Raw genomic sequence first — 21,279 nt, 5'->3', positions numbered from 1 at the left:
CCCTTGCACAAAACGATTTACCACGCATAGGCTCATATTTCTTAATGAAAGGGGCGGTACTAACGTGTATTCTCAACTGAAGGATAAATCGATTTCTGAACAGATTGAACTCATCACACGATCCTTAGTCGCTCTGAAAAGCTATAACGGAACAACCGGTGAAAGTGAAAAAGCCCGATTCATATATGAGATGATCTCTTCGTTTCCATATTTTCAGGATCATCCCGAACAAGTATGGCTGCAGGCTGTCCCAAATGATCCGATCGGAAGGAAGAACGTATTTGCCCTTGTGAAAGGGAAATCCTCTAAAACCGTCTTATTTCATGCTCACTACGATACGGTGGGAACCGATGATTATGGGGCGCTTCAGGATATGGCCCATGATCCTGACTTTCTGCAGAAGTTCTTTATGGACTACGAGGGAGAGGAAAAGGTGAAGGAAGATGCCCTTTCCGGAAACTGGCTGTTCGGCAGAGGGGCTTTGGATATGCAAAGCGGGATTGCCGTCCATATTGCCAACCTTTTATACCATACAGGTGAGAAAGCGCCGGATGGGAACCTGCTCTTTCTATTCAATGGAGATGAAGAAAGTGAACATGCCGGTATGATTGCGGCGTTGAGCGATCTCTATCGCTTGAAAAATGAGGGATTGGACTATCTAGCCGCCATCAATACGGATTTCATTTCCCCTATTTATGATGGTGATTGTAAACGTTATATCTACACAGGGGCTGCAGGAAAGCTTTTACCCAGTTTCTATATATATGGAAGGGAAGCGCATGTCGGGGATGTGCTGACATCGATTGACCCAACCGTGATTGCTTCCAAAATCAATCTCGAAATCAATCAAAATCTGGATTATCTGGAGGATATCCCTGGAGAGTTCACCCTTCCGCCATCATGCCTCTATTTTAAAGATGATAAGCATACGTATAATGTCCAGACCCCTCTCAGCGCGTCTCTTTACTTCAACTATTTTGTCTATGAAAGAACCGCGAGAGAAGTTCTGTATGATATGAAAAAAGTGGCTCTGAAGGTAGTAAGTGAATTGGAAGAACGAAGCAAAAGACAATTCGAGACATACCGGACCTATCATGGCTTCCCGGAAAGGGAATTTTCATGGGAAGTAGAAGTCCTGACATTAAGAGAGTATATCTTTTGGCTGAAGGAAAGAGGGATTGATCCCGACCCGGTCATGAAAAAGATCTTCTATGATATGGATGGGGAGGACCGGCGGACGATTGCCTATGCCATGGTGGAAGCCCTGCAGCACCTGGATCCCGACCGGACGCCGAGAGTCATCCTTTTCTTCGCCCCGCCGTTTTTACCGCATAATTTCGTGAATGAGGAAAATGAGTACGGTAAAAAGGTGAGAGAGGTGCTGGGAACCTGCTTAAACGATATATCAAACGAAACCGGGGAAGAGTTCGTCATCAAACGGTTTTTCCCTTATCTCGCAGATGGCAGCTTCCTTTCCCTTCATGAGGAAGATGAGGATATCGATGTGTTCAAAAAGAATCTTCCTTTAATCGATTCTCTGTATCCTGTTCCGATCGACATGATCAGGAAGCTGAACATCCCCTCCATCAATATAGGTGTATATGGAAAAGATGGTCATCAGTGGACCGAGAGAGTGTATAAACCTTACACATTCACCGTATTGCCGGAGATCATCCGGCGGGTGACGAAGGATTTATTGAAAATATGATGTGACTGATTGACGGTACAAGGAGAGAGGCGATGTGCATTTTGCGATCTGCCTCTTTCTTTTTTTGGGATTAGGATCCGGTGGTCCAATAATTTTACAATTATTGTTAAACGTCTGGATGATGGGTGATATAGGCTGTACTTGTTAGGAACAGTCAATCAAATCCTAGCCCCGATGCGACATTCCCACCTTTTATCCAACCGAAGTTTTTCGATTTAACCCAATCATACAAAACGGTAGTGTTTCTCCAATTTGTCACAAAAAGGTCAATCCTATTAGATGCAAGTTGTGAACAAGTCTACTATAATGGAGATATTAGATTGTGAAGTATTTCACTAACTTTTACTTTTTGGAGTTGAGAGTAGCGATGAAAGAGCTTAATCAATTGGCTAAAGAGCAAAGATCTTCCATGGTGACCCTTTATGGGGCGTCCCTCCTGATGGGGGGAGTCGTGATTGGACAGGCCTATTTGCTCGTCAGCATTGTCAATGCGATGTTCATAGAGAAGCGCGGGTTCCAGGAAATCCTCCCGATGCTTGGGGGGCTGCTCCTCGTTCTTGTGGGGAGGGCGGTACTTTCGTATATAAATGGAAGAACAGGAATCAGGATGGCATCAAAGGTGAAGAAGGACATCAGAAAGAGGCTCCTAATGAAATGGGCAAAGAATCCGCTTCTGGCATCCATAGAGGGGCAGTCGGGACAAAAGGTCAGTACGATGATGGACGCGGTTGACGGATTGGACGGGTATTACAGTCAATATATACCTCAAAGGATCCAATCCTCCATCGTGCCGTTGGTCTTATTGATCACCATCTTCACGGAGCATGTGTATACGGGTTTGATCATGGTGGTGACGGCTCCGTTCATCCCATTATTCATGGCCATCATCGGAGTCATGACGAAGAAGAAATCAGAGAAGCAGATGGATAAGATGACCGCTTTTTCAGGGAGATTCCTCGATACACTCCAAGGATTGACGACCTTGAAGCTGCTTGGGAGGGGGAATCAACAGAAAGAGGGGATCCGCTCCAGCAGCCTTGACTTCCGGGAAGCGACGATGGATGTATTAAAGACGGCATTCTTATCTTCTTTAATGCTTGAGTTCATTTCCATGTTAAGCATCGGTTTAATTGCCCTGGAGGTGGGGCTTAGATTAGTAGTCTTTGAAAGCATCCCGTTCTTCACCGCTTTCTTCGTTCTCGTCCTGGCACCGGAATTTTATCTTTCGTTAAAAGAACTCGGGAGCGCTTTTCATACTGGACGTGGGAGCATGGGTGCCGCAAAGAAGGTTTTTGAGGAGCTCCAAAAAAAGGATCAACCGGTAAGGTGGGGAGAGAGGGAGTTCAAATCAAATGGGACCCCTCCCCTAATCGAGTTGCGTAATCTCGGGTTCTCTTACAGGGAAAAAGGGTATGCCCTTCAAGGTGTCACCGCCGCGTTCCCTTCACGGAGCCAAGTGGCGATCGTCGGTCAGAGCGGGGCGGGTAAGACAACGCTCCTTCATCTGATAGCAGGTCTTCTTGATCCTTCCGAAGGGGACCTTCTCATCAATGGGCGGTCAAGAAGTGAATACACTGAAGGGGATTGGTTCGATCAATTGAGTTACATTTCCCAGAATCCGTATTTATATTCAGGCACGATAGCCGAGAATATTGCGGTTGGGGGAAGAGACGGGGTCACCCGTGAAGAAATTGAATCCGCTGCTGAGAAGGCAGGGATTTCCACCATGGTTGCAGGACTTCGGAAGGGCTATGATACACCGATCGGGGAAGCGGGCAGAGGGCTTTCCGGTGGGGAGAAGCAGCGGATTGCCATTGCAAGGGCGTTTCTTAAAGGTCCGTCCCTCATCCTGTTTGACGAACCGACGACGGGATTGGATCTTGGGACTGAGCAGATCCTGCAGTCTTCGATTGAGGAATTAGCCAAGGGGTCCACGGTCATTACGGTAGCGCACCGTCTTCATACAATACGTGCATCAGATCACATTCTGCTATTGGATAGGGGAAGAGTCGCAGGGATGGGGAATCATGAAGAGCTCATGAAGTCCTCCCCTCACTATCGTGATCTGGTGACGGTACAGCAAGGAGTGAAGCTCTAGATGAAAGAATTAGGATTTGTCATAAAGCTGATGCTGAAGGAAAAGAAGGATATTGTGTATTCGGTCCTATTGGGATTCCTGGCTGGAATCACATCGGTCGGGCTGTTTGCTTCCAGTGGCTATTTGATTTCGAAAGCGGCATTGGAGGTCCCTCTTTATGCACTGACAGTGATGATTGCCCTCTTGAAGCTGTTCGGTTTTACGAAGGCGTTGAGCCGGTATGGGGAACGCTATTTTTCCCATCGGGCCACGTTCACGATATTAGCAAATCTGCGGGTGTCCATCTTTGAGAAAATCGAGCCCCTGGCACCGGGGATATTCGGACGATACCGAAGCGGAGATCTCCTTTCAAGAATCGTAGGGGACGTAGAGAGCTTACAGAATTTCTTCCTTCGCGTCTTTTATCCACCGGTCATCCTGGTCATGGTGTTCTTAAGTACCATCCTGTTTACGATGTTTTATACTGTTTCCATTGCCCTTATCCTTCTCATGGGTCTTTTGTTGACAGGGTTTATTGTACCGGTCTATTTCGCCCTGAAACAGAGAAAGATCGAAACGACCTTACGGGAAAGCCGGGGGGAATTATCAACAGAGGTGACGGAATTCCTTTACGGTTTCAGGGATCTGAAAGTCCACCAAAGGCTGGAGGAGAAAGAGAGGAGTCTCGTTCATGCAGCCACAGGATATGTGAGTGAGCAAGAACGAGAGAGCATCCATTCCCTCTATAGCCATTCAACCAACATCCTGGTTTCCCTGCTTATTTCATGGATCGTTTTAGCGGTAGGGGCTTATTCAGTCGGAGCAGGACAACTGGACGGGATATATCTTGCAATGCTTGTTATGATTTCCCTGACTGTATTTGAAAATGCAACCCCGATGGCGATCCTGCCGACCCACTATGAAGACGCACGGCGCGGGGCCAAAAGACTCTCTACGATCGGGAGGGAAGGACCTTCATCAGGAGGGAGCCTTCTCGGGCACACACCTTCCTTTAGCATGAAGGATGTAAGCTTTTCGTTTCATGGAGAGGGGAGGAGGACGTTGGACGGGGTGAGTCTTGAACTGCCCGCAGGTTCGAAAACAGCGATTGTAGGGCCTTCGGGATCAGGGAAATCAACACTCCTTCAACTGTTATTAAACTTTTACACAACCGATCACGGAACGATCTTCGTGGGGGATGCTTCCATCAAGGACATTAGGAAAGAATCTTTGTGGGAACATGCCAATGTGGTCATGCAGGAGAATCACTTCTTTTACGGCACATTGAAGGATAATCTTATGCTGGTGCGTGACGATCTCTCAGACGAAGAAATGGAATCGGCATTGGAGATAGTGAAGCTGAATCACTTTTCTTTAGAGGATGTTGTATTGGAAAAAGGAGAGAATCTTTCGGGTGGGGAGAAGCAGCGATTGGCAATTGCCAGGGCGCTGTTGAAAGGAGCACCGGTATGGATGATGGATGAACCGACCTCTTCAGTCGACTCACTGACGGAAAAAGACATTTTCAATCACCTTCATAGAGTGGCAAAGAATGATACATGGATTCTAATCAGTCACCGTTTGACAGGACTTGAAAAAATGGATCAAATCGTGGTCATGGATCAAGGAAGGATCGTGGAAGTGGGAAGCTTTCAGGAATTGATGGAGAAAAAAGGATACTTCCATGAAAATGAAACAGATTGAAAAGAGTGTACTCTTTTAACTGTATAAAAAACGCCACATCTCCCTGGATGTGGCGTTTTTCACGAGTTTATTCGGCCCAGTCAGTCAAGTTGCGGATATCCAAGCGGTCTGACTTACGTGCTTCTTGAAGCGGTTTTCCAATTGAAATCAGCATGATCGGGATATAACGCTCCGATACATTGAATTCGCTTGCGAGGGCTGCCGGATTGAAGCCGCCGATCGGGCAAGTATCCCAGCCCTTCGCCTTTGCGGCAAGCATCAATTGCATGGCTGCCAGGGAAGCGTTGCTGAAAGCGGCGTCCCGTGGATATTCGTCGCGGCTGTAGGCTCCTTCGATCTGTTTCTTCAGGACCTCTTTGATTTCAGCCGTCATCTCTCCCTTTTCAATGGCAGGATCAAAGACAGGGTCGATGTTCTTATTGGCTTCCAAGTCGCCAAGTATAGCCACGACCGCAGAAGCATCATGCACTTGTTGCTGGTGATAGGCAATCGGAAGCAGGCGTTCCTGTACTTCTTTCCGGTCGAATACAAGAAATCTCCATTGCTGCAGGTTCCAAGCAGACGGAGCTTTTCCGGCTGTTTCGAGCAGGCTGATCAATTCCTCGCGAGGGATCTCCACCTGGGGATCGTACACTTTCGTTGAGCGGCGCTCGTCTACAATTTGAAAGAAATTATCCATGATAAAGCCTCCTTGATGTCTGTAAAAGTGTTATAATATGGTATATATTTGTATGTTACTTACTTTTTGTAAGTGGATATCAACATGAACAATATAACTGACGTTTTAGTATGCGTCAAGGAATGAAGATTTAGAATATGTTAAAGAGAATTCATGGACACTCTGTGCGAGTATTGGAATGGATGAAATAAAAGCCTGCTTCACAAAAGAAGCAGGCGGTTGAACTAATCTAGTTTGTGATTGTATATGAGCTCAAATGGATCCTCTTGGTCGTGGAGTATATGGAATTGGATGGGCTTTAATGCAGCGTAGCTTCCACCGAGGATGATGGCACAGAGAACGGGTAAGTATAGAATACCAAGCATAGTATGGCCTCCTTATCATGTTTTGGAATCTGACTTCCCTTGCATGAATTACTTTAAAGTGTGGAACGCGTTTCAGAGCAAGCGTTTTTTAGATTGAAATACCGGGATATTTTGTATTGAGGGGTATGGGTATGACAAACATCAGAAGTATCGCAAAGCTTGCCGGAGTTTCTGTTTCAACGGTATCGAGGGTGTTGAATGATCATCCATATGTGAAGGATGAGAAACGACGTAAGGTTCTTGCTGCCGTTGAACAGCTGAATTATATAAAGAATGCGAATGCGGTGCATTTATCGAAAGGGAAGACCTATAGTATCGGAGTGATTCTGCCTTATTTGAATCTCCCTTACTTCGGGGAGATCCTTCAGGGAATAGCAGGGGAAGCGTTAAAGCATGGCTATCACCTTCAACTTTTCCAGAGTGATTATGACAGGGGGGCAGAACTTGACGCCTTTCACCGCCTGCAGATGAAGGAAGTGGATGGATTGATTCTGACGTCACGCTCCAATTCCCTGGATGTTCTTGCACCATTCATCGGTCCCAATGTGGTCTTTTGTGAAAATGTGTACGATTCTTCGTATAAAAAGGTGTTCATCGACCATTATCAGGGGATCAGAAGCGGGGTGGAGTATCTCCATTCAAGGGGGCATTCGCGGATCGGGCTGTGTTTGCACCGGACGTTCGGGACGAATAGTGAGGAACGGATCAGGGGATTCTACGATAGCTTAGAAGCGGCCGGCCACCCAGTGCGTGAAGAGTGGATTTTCAATGACTGCTATGATCTACAAGACGGGCGGGATGTGGTGGGTACCTGGGATCAGCTTGCGGAAAAACCTTCAGCCCTTATCGTAACAAGTGATCAGGTGTCAGCGGGCATGGTGGCGGAAGCAGGGAAAAAGGGAATTAACATACCGGGTGATCTGGCTGTTCTAAGCTTTGATAACCATCCCCTTGCCGATGCGCTTAACATCACTTCCTTTGAAGTACCGATACGAAAAGTGGGGGAAGAATCCTTTAAACTATTTTTAGATAATGAACAGCCCGACCCGGTCATATTGGAAACGAAATTATTTGAACGGGGAACCGTATAAGATCATCATTCCTTGAGGGGAGGCAATGAATAATGTCAGGGGATAAGGATGAAAAAATGCTCGTCATCCTGATGGGCGTTGTTGCATGTATTGTATTGATCGCGATCGCGTGGAAATATCTTTTCTAGGGAAATTCATACTTGTCTTCATATCTCAGCCTGTTTCCCCATATGTTTAGAGTAGTGAAGCGGCAGGTGAGGGTATGTGGTCAGAGTTTAAACAGTTCATCTCGAGGGGGAATGTGTTTGATTTAGCTGTTGCTGTCATCATCGGCTCGGCATTCGGTCAAATTGTGGAGTCACTCGTTCAGGACATGATGATGCCCGCGATCGGCATCTTGTTTGGGGGCATTAACTTCGAAGGGCTGCATCTTCGGATAGGGGCAGAGGTGATTGAATTGGGGAAGTTCCTGGGTTCACTGGTTGACTTTCTTCTCATTGCCATGAGTGTTTTTCTCATGGTTAAAGTAGTCAACCACTTAAAAGGCGTGGATCAGACTTACAGGGTGAAACAAACGACCAATCTCGAAGTCCTCCAGGAAATCAGGGATATCCTGAAGGATGAACCAAGGGATGCGGTGATAGAACGCCCATCGAAAACCCGTGATATCCTGACAAAAAGCGGGATGAAAATTCAAATGAGAAGGTCGGACCGTAAGACAAAGTAAATTCCTGATCATTGACCTAAATCCTACTTTTATAGTAGGATTACTTTGTGTTGTAGAACTTTTTTTAAAAAAACGACGAACAAATGGGGGAATGATCGTGAAAAAAATACATATCATTCATGAAAACAGTGATTGGACCAAACATTTAACGACTCGTCTTGACGAGCTTCAATTGCCATATGAGGAATGGTTCCTGGATCAAGGACTGGTCGATTTATCCTCAGTGCCCCCAGATGGTGTTTTCTATAATCGGATCAGCGCATCTTCCCATACACGAAACCATCGTTTTGCGCCCGAGTTGACGGAAAGCGTTCTTTCCTGGTTGGAGAGGTACGATCGAAAGGTACTGAATGGAAGCCGGGCCCTCCGGTTGGAAGTAAGTAAAGTGAACCAATATACGGCCCTGAACGCTGCCGGTATCAAGACGCCAAAGACCATCGCGGCCGTTGGAAAAGAGCAAATAATCGAAGCTGCCCAAATGCTTTCTAAACCATCCTTTATCACAAAGCATAATCGTGCAGGGAAAGGTTTGGGTGTTCAACTTTTTCATTCAGTTGACGCATTGAGGGACTATGTCTGCAGTGATGGGTTTGAAGAGCCGTTGGACGGAACGACCCTCATCCAGGAATATATTGAATCACCGGACGCTTCGATTACACGCTGCGAATTCATCGGAGGCAAGTTCATGTATGCCGTAAAGGTGGATACATCAAAAGGATTTGAACTATGTCCCGCGGATGTGTGTCAGGTCGATGATCTATTCTGTCCTGTAGGGGAGCAGGAAGAAAAGCCTAAATTCCAAATCCGGGAAAACTTCTCCCATGACATACTCTTATCATATGAAGCATTTTTAAAAGAAAACCGGATTGATGTAGCCGGTATCGAATTCATTCAAGACCAAGAAGGCACCATCTACACGTACGATGTGAACACCAATACTAATTACAACAAAGATGCCGAGGCAAAATCAGGACAATATGGGATGCTTGAGCTGGCTGAATATCTTGGTCAACAATTGAAAACGGTGTAAGTTAAAGACTCTCCTGTACGTGTGCAGGAGAGTTCTCTTATGAAATGTACGATTACATATATAATTGTAACCATTTGCGGAGTAGTGTGGTAGAATTTTTATGAATAGGACAATTTCTGCGAAAGGTCAAAGGTAAGTATGATTATTTTTAATCAGGATGTTATCAATAATTTCTTTTATATCATATTGAGTATTTTTTTGGTTTTTTTCCTAGTTGAAAAAGAGATGATACACGGCTGGTATACAAGGGTAGCAACCCTTGTTTCTTTGAGCATCGCCATTATCCTGTGCATGCTTTCCCCCATTTACCATAATCCTTACTGTGTCCATGATCTGCGAATGATTCCGTTTGTTCTTGGCATTATGTATGGCGGCCCGTTTACCGGTCTTGCACTACTGGCTGTCTTATTGGTTTCCAGGACAATGATATATAGTTGGAGTCTTGTAGCTTTTGTGATCTATGTGGTCATCTACCTGTTAACCGTTATAGGGGTGAAATGGTTCGATTTCAATCGGTTATCGAGCCGTAAGAAAATCATATTCTCAGTGATCCTCTTTACCATTCATTCCATTGCAGCGGCCTTGATTGCAAAGGCCATGACCGTGTTTGTGATCGATGAAAGCTATTTAATAAATTTCATCTTGCTCCCTTCATTGGGCATGCTGATCCTGACGTATATATGTGAGGTTTTGTTGAAACAGATTCAAATCAAACAAGCACTTGTGAAGATAGAAAAGATGGAAGTGCTCTCTCAGCTGGCCGCCAGCATCTCACATGAGGTGAAAAATCCTTTGACCGTGATCAAGGGCTTCCTCAGACTCCTCCATCAGGAAAATCTTCCGATAGGGAAAAAAGAGCAGTATCTGGCCATCGCATCATCTGAATTGAATCGGGCAGAAGAAATTATCAATGATTATCTTACATTTGCCAAACCGGATCCTGATCAAGTGGAAAACATATCGATTTCCGAGCAGCTTTATAAGCTGGCCGACATGGTGGAGCCCCTGAGCAACCAACAATCGGTTATCGTGCACAAAGATATTCAGGAAGCAGTCATCATCGGTAACACCAGGAGCTTTCAACAGGCCTTTCTCAACATTATAAAAAATGCGATCGAAGCTATGCCCGCAGGAGGCACTCTTACAATCCTTTCAAAGGTTCAAAAAGGGGAAGTGAAGATTACCATCAGTGACACTGGTACCGGGATGACTCCTATCCAACAAGCCAGGCTCGGTGAACCTTACTTCTCGACGAAAGAAAAAGGAACGGGGCTGGGATTGATGGTATCTTACCGGATCATTGAAGCCATGAGAGGCATCATTACGGTTGAGAGCCGGCTAGGTAAGGGGACTAGTTTTCAAATTGTGTTTCCAGTGGATCAGGCTCAGGGCCCTTCATCTAATTAGATGGAGGGGTTTTTTTATTTAACAGTGCTAACACCACTAAAGGGAGAAATTTGAATAATGTATTGATACTCCCGGAATTATCTGATAATATATATTCCTGCTCCCAAACGCCTACATAATTTTTACAGATTTCGATTTGTCTATTTAATCTTGTTCATCCACCTGAGATTCGTTACCTTAGTGGAAATGGCAAGACGTTTTTTTCTCCATTGCGGCTAAAACATTTGGAAGGAGAAATGTATGACGAAGGAATCGAACATTCATCCCGATTTTCAAACAGAATCAGAACGCTTAGAGTTCACGAAGCGTTACATTGATGTAGTCATCAGCACATCCCAGACCAGTAAGGAAAAATATAAGGAAAACATGGAAAAAGCTTTTGGAGATATTGATTGGGGCGAGTCGAGTGCCGCCTATATCGATATCTTGACGAACTCAAGCTTTTTTGAGATGTCCAAAGAAGAACTGGAGTCCCTTACGAAAGCGAAGACGAAGCCGTATTTTGCAAGGATCGATTTTCAACATGCAGGGTCGGGAAAAGTGGAGAAACACTATATTGGGAAGACCTCCCTGTATCAACGTGAAAATCAGGAACAAATCATCGTGGACTGGCGGTCTCCCATCGCGAATCTGTATTACGAAGGAAGGATCGGCGATGTATCATATGAGGCGGAAGATGAGACGTATGAAGGAGATCTTTCACTGAAACGCCAGTACATGATTGAAGATGGCTCTCTGGAAGAAATACGCGATATTGACTTAACGACCACCGACGAGCTTCTTCAGGATTCGTTGGCCAAAAGCTCCAGTAATCGCCTGACCGAAATCATTTCCACCATTCAAGAGGAACAGAACCGGATCATCCGCGCCGATTTGAACAAGCCCATCATTGTCCAGGGAGCCGCCGGAAGTGGGAAGACCACGATCGCCCTTCACCGGATTTCGTATTTTATTTACAATTACAAACAGCATTTCGACCCGAAACAATTGATGATTCTTGCACCGAGTAATTTATTCATCGACTATATTTCAGAAGCGCTGCCGGAGCTTGGGGTAGATCGGGTGAGGCAAACGACGTTCACGGATTATGTCATGACCTGCCTTGAGAAGAAGCTTACTTTAGTGGAGGATCACAAGCTTATCCAACTGATTGAAACCCATGATGAAGAGGTAGAGACAGCCTCCTGGATATCAGGTTTCAAAGGATCCAAAGCCTTCAGGAGGATCCTTGATCACTATATTGAAGAAATCGAACAGCGCTTCTATACATCAAAGGATTTCTATGTGGATAAATACAAGCTCTACACGGCAAAAAAATTCACTCACCTCTTTAAAGAGGAATATACGTATATGCCAATCTACCGCCGGATGGAAAAGCTGAAATCACTTCTGCAAAGCTACGTCCGGTCAAACAAGAAACAAATGGTTGACAGGATAGAGAAGTTTTTTGATGAGCGGATCGAGACAGCCCTCTTTGAGCGTTCAAAGGCAGGGAACCGTAAGGACTATGTATCGAAAGCATTGGATAAAAAGGTCGAGCGTGTAAACGAGATCAAGAAAGCAATCCGGACAAGTGTCCATGGATATATGAAGCAGTTTGAAAAGAAGAATCTGGATCAATATTTCATAGAGTTGTTCTCGGATCCTGAGCGCCTTGCTTCTTACTCGAAGGGGGAGCTGAGCCGGAGACAAGCGGAACAGCTCTGTCACTACACGTTGAAATACGCGAAGAAAAAGAATTATGAAGTAGAGGATCTGGCCATTCTCCTATACTTGCAATCCCATTTGTTTGGAATTGATAAATTTCATAAAGCGAAAAACATCGTCATAGATGAAGCACAGGATTATAGCTACATGCAGCTCTATTCATTGAAGAGGGCACTGGAAACCGATATGTTCACACTGGTGGGGGATCTCGCTCAAGGTATTCACTCGTATCGGGGTCTTCAGTCATGGGAACCGGTCTATCGGGACATCTTTCCCCGGGCGACGTATACCGAGCTCCAGAAAAGCTACCGTACCACGATTGAAATCATGGAGGAAGCTAATAAGCTGCTCAGTCTCTTACCCTATGATTTTCCGAAAGTGAATCCAGTGGTGAGGCATGGGGATTCCCCAAGCTTTGATGAATATGTGGAAGCAGATGAATTGGTTTCTCTGATTGAGGAGAAAGTGAAGGCAGGAAGGAATGATGGCTTTCAAACCTTTGCTGTCATCGGAAAAAGCATGAAGGATTGTGTGACGATCAGCGAAATCCTGCAAGCACGGCAGCCGGGGAAAGTAAAGCTGTTGGAAGAACAGGAATCGATCCCGAAAGACCAAATCGTCGTGGTCCCGTCCTACCTCTCCAAAGGACTCGAGTTTGATGTGGTCCTCATCGCAGCGGTCGATGAAGCATTCAACCCGGAAAACGAACTCGACATCAAGCTCCAATACGTATCCATGACCCGTCCCCTTCATAAGCTTGCGTTTATAGGCAAAGGCAGACATCAATTTATAGGGCAGTAGATATGTAAGAAAAGGTCCGTCCCTCGCAAATCGAGGGACGGACCTTCTTTTTTATTTGTATTCGATCACGACCATGTCCCAGTAAGTGATGGAGGGGAGGGTGAATGAAATGGTTCCCCCGCTTAGTTTATGGGAAAGGGTTTGCTGTGCACCGCCATCTATGTCGGGGGAGGCGACCCAAACCTTTTTGACTTCACGGTCTGTTTTCATTGTGATGCCGATACGGTTCCGTTCTAAGGGTATCGGTTGTGTGGCAAATGTATCCCGCCAGTCAATGGAGTCGGCATCCAATAGATTGATAAAATGGATCATCTGCCTATTTCCTTTTTCTTTGGCTGTGTACCAAAGAGATCCCTGTTCGGCTATAGGGCCCATGGGGATGCCATCAAGAGATTCAATCTGGACATCAGACTTCCTAACATCATCCCGAAGAAGGTTCTCATAAGCCGTTAAAAAATCATAATACTGAATCAGTTTATTTTGTAACGGATCGGTCATCGATAATGCGTCATGAGGGAAGTATTCCTTCGATAACATGTGTTCACCCAATTCCAGGTGTGCACCACCGTTGGCAAAAATCACGCTGTTGGCGAGAAGGATACCCGCTTCATTGAACATTCCTTCCTCATTTGAATGCTCATAATCCATATAAGCAGCAAGGACAGTGTTTTTATTTCCTTGAGATAGATGATGGTTGTCATCCAATATCCTGACAATATCATTGTACGTACTATTTGGATCCCACACCTCTGTGTAAAGGAAGGGGACAGGGGATCTGTTGATAGATTCCTGACCGTATTGATTCACAGCATTCATGACAATCTCCTTGTCGGGGATTCGCTCCTGGATTTTCTTCAGAAAGGGTTCAAAGCTTTCATCGAGAGAAATGAGATCTCCCCATTCGTTGTATACTTCACCCCGGTCACCGAGTTGATCGATATGCCATCCATCAAACGGAAGGGACCGATATACTTCTTGCTGCTTCTCAATCAAGTGATCCTGCCACCAGGGATTGGTAGGGTTCATGATCTCCACATTGCTCCTCCAATCTTCCGGGAGGGGATGCCGGTCCTTCTCGCGCTGTTCTTGATCTTTAAAGAGATGCCATTCTTTTGGCAGATTACGATTTTCAAAGGATCCATAGAGAAGGTTGTAAGCCATTGCAGACATATTCCGCTCATGGGCTAGGGAAATGTAGGTCTCGATCGTATCAAAATCGATTGGACGATTACTGATATCCTCCCAGTGTTGGGCGGGCTTTCCATCTATCGTTTTCACTGGATCCTGATGCTCATAATGCCAATCATAAAACTGAATCCCATTTATGTGATAGCGGTTCAGGCGTTTTATCACGCCTTTCATATGGGATGCGCTATCGCTGTCAAATGTTGATAGGAATCCGTAGCGGGGGAACCTCCCCCAATCGCTCGAAACATCGACTGCAATTGTTTTTGAGGCGACATCATGATCTGATTCCAATTCGATTTTCACCAAATATCCTTGATAGTCATTTTGAGGGGGGGACCAGCTCCATGACTGTTTGCCTTCCTCTCGAATGGGGAGGATGTCTTCTCCGATCTTTTCATCTAAATGGTAATACGCAATGTTCAGTTTGCCGTCTTTGACAGGTGTATTGAGAGTGAGATTCACTTGGTCACCGGGATGATAGCGTGCTTTGTCGGTGCGTAATTCCGAGATAAGAGAATCAGTTTCCAGGTGCAAAGGCTTTTCATCAGCTGGAGAGTGACCCTTCACGAATAGGATGACTCCTAAACATAACATACATGTCAGCAGGAGGATGAATCGCTTGTTTTTATAGATTGGCACGGTATTTTTCACCTTCTTTTAAATAAAAACAAGGGACCGATCGTAATGATCAGCCCCTTGTGAAATCATGATTTGATTAGAATTTGATTTGTACCTTTTTTCCTTCTTCGACTGGGATGTTCACGTAAATCGTTTTTGTTTCTTTGTCGTAGAAGTAAGAACGTTTCGTGTCTGTCATTTGATCCATCGTTGTAACGGCTTTGTATTTGCTGTTGCCGGCTTGAACTTTCTTAGGAGCTTCTTCGTTGTTCAGCTTCAAAGTGTACTGTTCAAGGGCAGAGTCATAGTTGTCAGCTTCCATAGATTGAGAGAATTCGATTTTATTCTTTTTCTCTTCAACGTTGAAGGTTGTGATGTCGTATTCACCATCTTTATGATCAAGTGACTCGCCATCATCTTCATAGAAGCTGTAAGACGCTTCTCCGTCTACATAAGTGTCCAGAACCAGGTTTGTAAGTTCGTTTTCATCTGTGTATTGCTGTACCTCACGAGTCGGAATGATCGATTCTTTCTTCACGAAGATCGGCAGGTGGGCAAGTGGTGCATCGACATTGATTGTTTGTCCGCCCTTGTATTCTTCCTGTGTCCAGAAGTTCACCCATGTTTCACCTTCTGGAAGGTAAACGTCACGGTTCGTTTTTCCTTGCTCCACTACCGGTGCAAGCATCATGGAATCTCCGAACATGAATTGATCGTTGATGTCATACGTGTTTTCATCTTTTTGGAATTGGTAGACAAGCGGCTGTTGTACCGGTTTACCTGATTCAACGGAATCTTCGAATGCATTGTAAAGGTAAGGCATTAGCTTGTAACGCATTTCGATATACTTTTTACTGATGTCTTCCACTTCAGGTCCGAATGACCAAGGTTCCTGTCCTTGTTTCACTGTCGCTTTTGCGTCTGAATCATAATGGATACGGGAGAATGGTAAGAATGCACCAACCTCGATCCAGCGTGCAAATAGTTCTGCATCAGGACGCTGGGCGAATCCACCGATATCGTTCCCTACATTTGCCACACCGGAAAGTCCGATGTTTGTATTCATAGGAATTGACATTTGAAGGTGTTCCCAGTTACTGACGGAGTCTCCTGTCCACAGGGCAGCATAACGCTGAGAACCTGAGAACATATCACGTGTCAGAACGAATGGGCGTTCATTTGGCTTGTACATTTCCCAAGCGTTGAATGTTGCTTCTGCTTCATCATGACCATAAAGGTTATGATATTCCGTTTGAAGAATCTTGTTATCTTCCGTGCCGAAGTAGCTGTCAAGCGGCATCGTGTGATTGAATTCAGGTCCATCAAGGAATACGGCAGGTTCATTCATATCGTTCCAAATTCCATCGATACCTGCATCAAATAGAATATTATGCTTTGAAGCCCACCAGTCGCGGACTTCTTCTTTTGAAAAGTCAGGGAATGCAGAATCTCCAGGCCACACGGGACCGATGAACATAGAACCATCTGCATTTTTGGCGAAGTAGTCATTTTTGACGCCTTCATTATACATATCATAGTTTTCATCTTGCTTCACAGCAGGATCATTGATGGCAATCGCATGGAAGCCTTCCATTGATTTTAGCTGCTGAAGGGCATCTTTATATTTCTGATCCCATGTGAATACACGGTAACCATCCATATAATCGATGTCAAAGTGCATCGTGTCCAATGGTATTTCTTTTTCGCGATACGTTTTCGCCACATCTACGATTTCGTCAGCTGTATACTCCCATTTACTTTGGTGCAGTCCAAGAGTCCACTTAGCCGGCATATTCATTTTTCCGGTCAACTCTGTGTAAACATCCAATACGTTCGAAATGTCAGGTCCGTACATGAAGTAGTATGTAAGGGGGCCGCCGTTTGCGTAGAAATAGTAGTAATCATCTGATTCACTTGCCATCTCATAATAGGAACGGTATGAATTATCGAACATAATTCCGTATGCTTTTTCATTTTTTAATCCCATGAAGAAGGGAATCGACGTGTAAACATACTTGGTATCTTTATTATAGGCATACGCATCTGTGTTCCACATCCCGATGCTTTCGCCGCGCTGGTTAAAATTTAACCCGGCTTGTTCACCGAAACCGTAGAAATTTTCACCTTTTTCGGTTTTCTTGAACACATAAGGCTTTCCATCTTCGTAACCGGATGAAGCTCCGTTTTTCATGTAATCTTCGTTGATTACATTTCCTTCTTTATCTAAGAACTTCACACCGAATGGTGATTTGCTGATCTTAATCGTAAGTTCTTCTGTTTCAATCGTGTAAACGTCTTTACTATCTTTCGTCTTGAAATTTGGTGTTTTCCAATCTTTTTTTGCGATGGCTTGAGAATACTCTTCTTTCTGTCCATCTTTTAAGACTGAAACTTTCACTAGATCTTTCGAGAAGATACGAATGAATGCATTATAATCCCCAAGATCGAATTGAACTCCGTTATCGAGTTTTTTTACATCTTGTGCAGACAGGGTTTGAAGGTTTTCCTTATTTAAAGGAGTGTCTGCCTCGGGCTGAGTGACAGCCAGAGCGGATGTCATTGAAGCGGATAGAGTAATCATGATTGCAATCGATACAATAAAGAAAACTCTTAAAGACTGTTTGGCTTGTGCCATGATAACACCTCACATCATTTTTTTACGTGCTCCGTTACTATACTAATGACGTATTTCATCGTCAATACTTGTATAGACAAGTATACCTCTTTAGTCTAAAGTCCCTCGTAACAGCTATATCAACATTTGTAAGCGTCACAACAGAAAATGTAAATGATTTCACAAAAACTTCAAAATGAACACGAATGACTAGTTTTTTACAAAATGTCATACAAACGGTGCCAAAAGGAGGGTCTTTTGTAATAAAGAGAGAAGAAAGATGAGGGACGGACCTAAAAACATGAGTGATATCGAAGGAGCAATGGGCTAAAGCATCAGTTTGGCATTGAAATGATGCCGACAGGGGGGAAGGGGTTAAAGAAACTTTTACAATCATAAAATTAGCATAATGCCAATGAAGTTTGTAAAATAATAAATCAGGAGGGATGCAATATGTTGAAAAACTTACAAAGCACGAAGACACTACATAACGGAATCGAAATTCCTTATGTCGGTTTAGGAGTTTACCAAATGAAAGATCCGTCTGAAACGGTGCAGGCCGTTCGAACTGCGATCGAGTCAGGGTACCGTTCCATCGATACAGCAGCGATCTACGATAATGAAGAAAGCGTAGGTCAAGGTGTGAAAGAAGGTGGAGTAGCGAGAGAGGAACTGTTCATCACTTCAAAAGTGTGGAATAGTGATCAAGGCTATGATACAACATTAAAAGCATTTGAAACGAGCCTGAAAAAGCTTGATATGGACTACTTAGATCTTTATTTAATCCACTGGCCCGTCGAAGGAAAGTACAATGATACATGGAAAGCGATGGAGAGACTGCATGGCGAAGGGTTGATCAAATCAATCGGCGTAAGTAACTTCCATCAGCACCACCTGGAAGATTTGATGAGGAACAGCAATGAAAAGCCTGTCTTGAATCAAATTGAGTTACATCCCCGTCTGAATCAGGAAAAAGTACGGGAATTCTGTGCTTCACAGAATATCGCTGTGGAAGCGTGGTCACCAATCGCTCAAGGACGCGTGTTGGATGAACCGACTTTAAACCATATTGCTGAAAAGCATGGCAAATCTTCAGCACAGGTGATTCTGCGCTGGCACCTTCAGAATGACGTCATTATCATTCCGAAGTCCGTTCATGAAAATCGCATCAAAGAAAACGCTGATCTGTTCAACTTCGAGCTGTCACTGGAAGAGATGAATCAAATCAACCAGTTGAATCTCGATGAGCGCTTCGGTCCAGATCCGGATAACTTCGATTTTTAATTTCAATACGACATAGAAAGGAGGTCCGTTTACGAACGGGCCTCTTTTTTGTCTGTATAAAATAAGAATGAAAAAGTAATTGACATAGAAGGAAGAAGTAGTATACAATTATCTCGAAATCAAAATAATCACATTCGAGATAACATGTCTCTTTTTTTAAACCTATATCTCAAATTCGAGATAATAAATTTGAGAATAATTGAATTTGAAATGTTTGAAGGTAAATCTCGATGGGAAAACATAAGGAGGAAGAAAGATGACAGCATTGGCTGCGTTCGGTTTATTGATTATTCGTTTAGTGGTGGGGTTAACATTCGCTGCTCACGGAACACAGAAATTATTTGGATGGTTCGGAGGTCACGGATTACAAGGGACAGGTGGTTTCTTCGAATCGATTGGGATCAAGCCGGGAAAAACGATGGCGTTACTTGCAGGAATTTCTGAATTGGCAGGCGGATTGTTTTTCGCCGCAGGTTTCCTGACGCCACTGGGTGCGCTCCTTATTATCGGAACGATGATCATTGCGATTGTGAAAGTACACGGTCCGAACGGTTATTGGGCCACACAAAATGGTACAGAATATAATGTGTTGCTCATCGTGGTTGCCCTGGGGGTTGCCCTCGTCGGAGCAGGAGCCTTTTCAATAGATGCATTGTTATTTAGTTGATGATCCGCAAAACCTGACACTGTGTTTTACCCTTTTACTATATAAAAACCATATTTAAAGGAGAGATTTCAATCATGTCTAATGTAAAATTAGCAATCATGTACTACAGCTCGACTGGAACAAATTATCAGATGGCAAAATGGGCAGAAGAAGCTGCCAAAGAAGCAGGCGCCGAAGTAAAATTGCTTCGCTTTGAAGAAACGGCACCTGAAGGAGCGATCGCTTCCAACCCGGCCTGGGAAAAGCATTACAATGAAACAAAAGATAGTGTGCCTGTTGTTACCCTTGACGATCTGGAGTGGGCAGATGCTTACCTATTCAATGTACCGACCCGATTCGGAAACGTTCCTTCTCAAGTCAAAGCATTCCTGGATACGACAGGAGGACTTTGGTTCAATGGGAAGCTGGCTAATAAAGTAGTGAGTGCCACATCCTCTGCAAGTAATTCACATGGTGGACAGGAGCAGACGGTACTGGCTCTTTACACAACCATGATGCATTGGGGTGCGATCATCGCAGCTCCTGGATACACTGATCAATCAAGCTTCACTACCGGAGGAAACCCTTATGGAACAAGTGTGACAGTGGACCAGGAAGGCAATATGGTTGAATCCGTAGAACCTGCTGTAAAACACCAAACCCGCCGTACGATTCAGATTGCTGAAGCAGTGAAGAACGGATTGAAATAATCAACCTATAAAAAAAACGAGTCACTCACGAATGAGAGTGGCTCGTTTTTGTATTGTGTTCTCACAGCCCAATATCATCGGAACAATCAGCTTCACACTCAATCCACTCGCCCGTCAGCGGATGAGGGAATGAAATCCTTGCTGCATGCAAAGCCTGCCTTTTGAAAATTGGCTTTCCACCATATAATGTATCTCCCACCAGAGGGTGGCCGATGTGGCTCATATGGACGCGTATCTGGTGGGTTCGTCCCGTATCAAGCTGTACCTCCACCAGTGTATAGGTGGGTTTATACTCCAGCACCTTGAAGTGAGTGACTGCCTCCTGCCCGGAAGTAGACACCCTTCTTCTGGTATTATGATGGCGGTCCCTGCCGATCGGTTCAGAGATGGTGCCTTTTTTTTGTTTTAATCGACCATGGACAAGAGCGTGGTACGTACGCTTGATCTTTCTCTCAGTGAGAAGCCGGTCGAGGATCGCTTTGCTTAAGGGGTGCTTGGCAAAGATGATGGCACCGGATGTATCTTGATCCAGACGATGGATATGCATAACACGGCAGCTCTCACCTTCTGCCTGATGGTGGAAAGCGACGAGATTGGCCAGTGTGTCCGTTTCACCAGGATGATTGGGATGAGTATCGATCCCGGCCGGCTTGTTGACGACAATCAGATGCTCATCTTCAAACAACACGTCGATCTCCCCGTAGGTTGGGGAAACATCGTATGCGACTTCCTTGAATAAATGAATTTGTAAAACATCCCCCGGTGTAAGTGGTTCAGTCCAGGAAACCGCCTCTCCGTTCACTTTGATATCACCCGCCATCCTCATGGAATGAACCAGTTTCTTAGGCGCCTGCCAGTGATTTCTAAGAATTGTTTCAATCGTTACATTTTTCCATTTATCTGGAATGACTAGGTCGAATCGTTCGCCTTTTCTCCATGTTTTCATCAAAAAACTCCTTCAAATGACAAAATCCTTATACTTA

The 21,279-nt window shown here is 44.6% G+C and carries 16 protein-coding genes; 11 read left to right on the top strand and 5 right to left on the bottom strand.

Going from position 1 to position 21,279, the window contains the following annotated elements; genetic code table 11:
- Positions 1-64: 64 nt before the first annotated feature.
- The 3 genes from CN378_RS03760 (at position 65) to cydC (ending at position 5,489) form a co-directional block, all read left to right on the top strand.
- Positions 65-1,708: a M20/M25/M40 family metallo-hydrolase gene (locus CN378_RS03760; RefSeq protein ID WP_098350605.1), complete on the top strand. Its 1,644-nt coding sequence runs from the start codon at positions 65-67 to the stop codon at positions 1,706-1,708.
- A 367-nt stretch (positions 1,709-2,075) separates the two neighbouring features.
- On the top strand, positions 2,076-3,806 hold the full coding sequence (cydD, locus tag CN378_RS03755) for a thiol reductant ABC exporter subunit CydD (RefSeq protein WP_098350604.1): 1,731 nt from the start codon (positions 2,076-2,078) through the stop codon (positions 3,804-3,806).
- Positions 3,807-5,489 (top strand): thiol reductant ABC exporter subunit CydC, encoded by a 1,683-nt coding sequence (cydC, locus tag CN378_RS03750; RefSeq protein ID WP_306471834.1) that lies wholly within the window; start codon positions 3,807-3,809, stop codon positions 5,487-5,489.
- A gap of 67 nt (positions 5,490-5,556) precedes the next feature.
- Here cydC and CN378_RS03745 read toward each other — a convergent pair whose 3' ends face one another.
- Together CN378_RS03745 and CN378_RS22515 are read right to left on the bottom strand one after the other, a co-directional pair.
- A complete protein-coding gene (locus CN378_RS03745) occupies positions 5,557-6,168 on the bottom strand; it encodes a nitroreductase family protein (protein ID WP_098350603.1) in 612 nt (203 codons plus the stop codon).
- A 224-nt stretch (positions 6,169-6,392) separates the two neighbouring features.
- Positions 6,393-6,533, bottom strand: a complete 141-nt coding sequence (locus CN378_RS22515) for a hypothetical protein (protein WP_179884804.1) — start codon at positions 6,531-6,533, stop codon at positions 6,393-6,395.
- Between the two features lie 131 nt (positions 6,534-6,664).
- On the opposite strand from CN378_RS22515, the gene CN378_RS03740 reads away from it, so the two are divergent.
- The 5 genes from CN378_RS03740 (at position 6,665) to helD (ending at position 13,236) form a co-directional block, all read left to right on the top strand.
- Positions 6,665-7,624 carry a LacI family DNA-binding transcriptional regulator gene (locus CN378_RS03740; RefSeq protein ID WP_179884803.1) on the top strand — a complete coding sequence of 320 codons (960 nt, stop codon included), beginning with the start codon at positions 6,665-6,667 and terminating at the stop codon, positions 7,622-7,624.
- A gap of 202 nt (positions 7,625-7,826) precedes the next feature.
- Positions 7,827-8,291, top strand: coding sequence for a large conductance mechanosensitive channel protein MscL (mscL, locus tag CN378_RS03735; protein ID WP_098350601.1), 465 nt, complete (start codon positions 7,827-7,829; stop codon positions 8,289-8,291).
- A 97-nt stretch (positions 8,292-8,388) separates the two neighbouring features.
- Positions 8,389-9,321, top strand: a complete 933-nt coding sequence (locus CN378_RS03730; protein ID WP_098350600.1) for an ATP-grasp domain-containing protein — start codon at positions 8,389-8,391, stop codon at positions 9,319-9,321.
- A gap of 198 nt (positions 9,322-9,519) precedes the next feature.
- Positions 9,520-10,728, top strand: a complete 1,209-nt coding sequence (locus CN378_RS03725; RefSeq protein WP_179884802.1) for a sensor histidine kinase — start codon at positions 9,520-9,522, stop codon at positions 10,726-10,728.
- 240 nt (positions 10,729-10,968) lie between these two features.
- Positions 10,969-13,236, top strand: coding sequence for an RNA polymerase recycling motor HelD (helD, locus tag CN378_RS03720; RefSeq protein ID WP_098350598.1), 2,268 nt, complete (start codon positions 10,969-10,971; stop codon positions 13,234-13,236).
- Between the two features lie 51 nt (positions 13,237-13,287).
- On the opposite strand, the gene CN378_RS03715 is transcribed toward helD, so the two are convergent.
- Complete coding sequence (locus CN378_RS03715) at positions 13,288-15,063, bottom strand: glycoside hydrolase family 66 protein (RefSeq protein ID WP_098350597.1); 1,776 nt, start codon at positions 15,061-15,063, stop codon at positions 13,288-13,290.
- A gap of 76 nt (positions 15,064-15,139) precedes the next feature.
- The gene (locus CN378_RS03710) at positions 15,140-17,677 is read right to left on the bottom strand and encodes a glycoside hydrolase family 31 protein (protein WP_098350596.1); all 2,538 of its coding nucleotides are present in this window, start codon (positions 17,675-17,677) and stop codon (positions 15,140-15,142) included.
- A gap of 432 nt (positions 17,678-18,109) precedes the next feature.
- Here CN378_RS03710 and CN378_RS03705 point away from each other — a divergent pair, with 432 nt between their 5' ends.
- The 3 genes from CN378_RS03705 to wrbA all read left to right on the top strand — a co-directional run bounded on the left by CN378_RS03705 (position 18,110) and on the right by wrbA (position 20,296).
- Positions 18,110-18,940, top strand: coding sequence for an aldo/keto reductase (locus tag CN378_RS03705; RefSeq protein WP_098350595.1), 831 nt, complete (start codon positions 18,110-18,112; stop codon positions 18,938-18,940).
- 265 nt (positions 18,941-19,205) lie between these two features.
- A complete protein-coding gene (locus tag CN378_RS03700) occupies positions 19,206-19,607 on the top strand; it encodes a DoxX family protein (protein ID WP_098350638.1) in 402 nt (133 codons plus the stop codon).
- A 74-nt stretch (positions 19,608-19,681) separates the two neighbouring features.
- Positions 19,682-20,296 (top strand): NAD(P)H:quinone oxidoreductase, encoded by a 615-nt coding sequence (gene wrbA, locus CN378_RS03695; RefSeq protein WP_098350594.1) that lies wholly within the window; start codon positions 19,682-19,684, stop codon positions 20,294-20,296.
- A 61-nt stretch (positions 20,297-20,357) separates the two neighbouring features.
- On the opposite strand, the gene CN378_RS03690 is transcribed toward wrbA, so the two are convergent.
- Positions 20,358-21,242, bottom strand: a complete 885-nt coding sequence (locus tag CN378_RS03690; protein ID WP_098350593.1) for an RluA family pseudouridine synthase — start codon at positions 21,240-21,242, stop codon at positions 20,358-20,360.
- Positions 21,243-21,279: the final 37 nt, after the last annotated feature.

It is taken from the genome of Bacillus sp. AFS015802, from assembly GCF_002561455.1.
Lineage (GTDB): Bacteria > Bacillota > Bacilli > Bacillales > Bacillaceae_B > Rossellomorea.
This window is presented reverse-complemented; position numbering and strand designations above follow the sequence as displayed.

Excerpts from the sequence above, each read along its gene's own strand:
- cydD (WP_098350604.1), top strand. The coding sequence starts at position 2,076 with ATGAAAGAGCTTAATCAATTGGCTAAAGAGCAAAGATCTTCCATGGTG.
- cydC (WP_306471834.1), top strand. The coding sequence starts at position 3,807 with ATGAAAGAATTAGGATTTGTCATAAAGCTGATGCTGAAGGAAAAGAAG.
- CN378_RS03745 (WP_098350603.1), bottom strand. The coding sequence starts at position 6,168 with ATGGATAATTTCTTTCAAATTGTAGACGAGCGCCGCTCAACGAAAGTG.
- CN378_RS22515 (WP_179884804.1), bottom strand. The coding sequence starts at position 6,533 with ATGCTTGGTATTCTATACTTACCCGTTCTCTGTGCCATCATCCTCGGT.
- CN378_RS03740 (WP_179884803.1), top strand. The coding sequence starts at position 6,665 with ATGACAAACATCAGAAGTATCGCAAAGCTTGCCGGAGTTTCTGTTTCA.
- mscL (WP_098350601.1), top strand. The coding sequence starts at position 7,827 with ATGTGGTCAGAGTTTAAACAGTTCATCTCGAGGGGGAATGTGTTTGAT.
- helD (WP_098350598.1), top strand. The coding sequence starts at position 10,969 with ATGACGAAGGAATCGAACATTCATCCCGATTTTCAAACAGAATCAGAA.
- CN378_RS03710 (WP_098350596.1), bottom strand. The coding sequence starts at position 17,677 with ATGGCACAAGCCAAACAGTCTTTAAGAGTTTTCTTTATTGTATCGATT.
- CN378_RS03705 (WP_098350595.1), top strand. The coding sequence starts at position 18,110 with ATGTTGAAAAACTTACAAAGCACGAAGACACTACATAACGGAATCGAA.
- wrbA (WP_098350594.1), top strand. The coding sequence starts at position 19,682 with ATGTCTAATGTAAAATTAGCAATCATGTACTACAGCTCGACTGGAACA.
- CN378_RS03690 (WP_098350593.1), bottom strand. The coding sequence starts at position 21,242 with ATGAAAACATGGAGAAAAGGCGAACGATTCGACCTAGTCATTCCAGAT.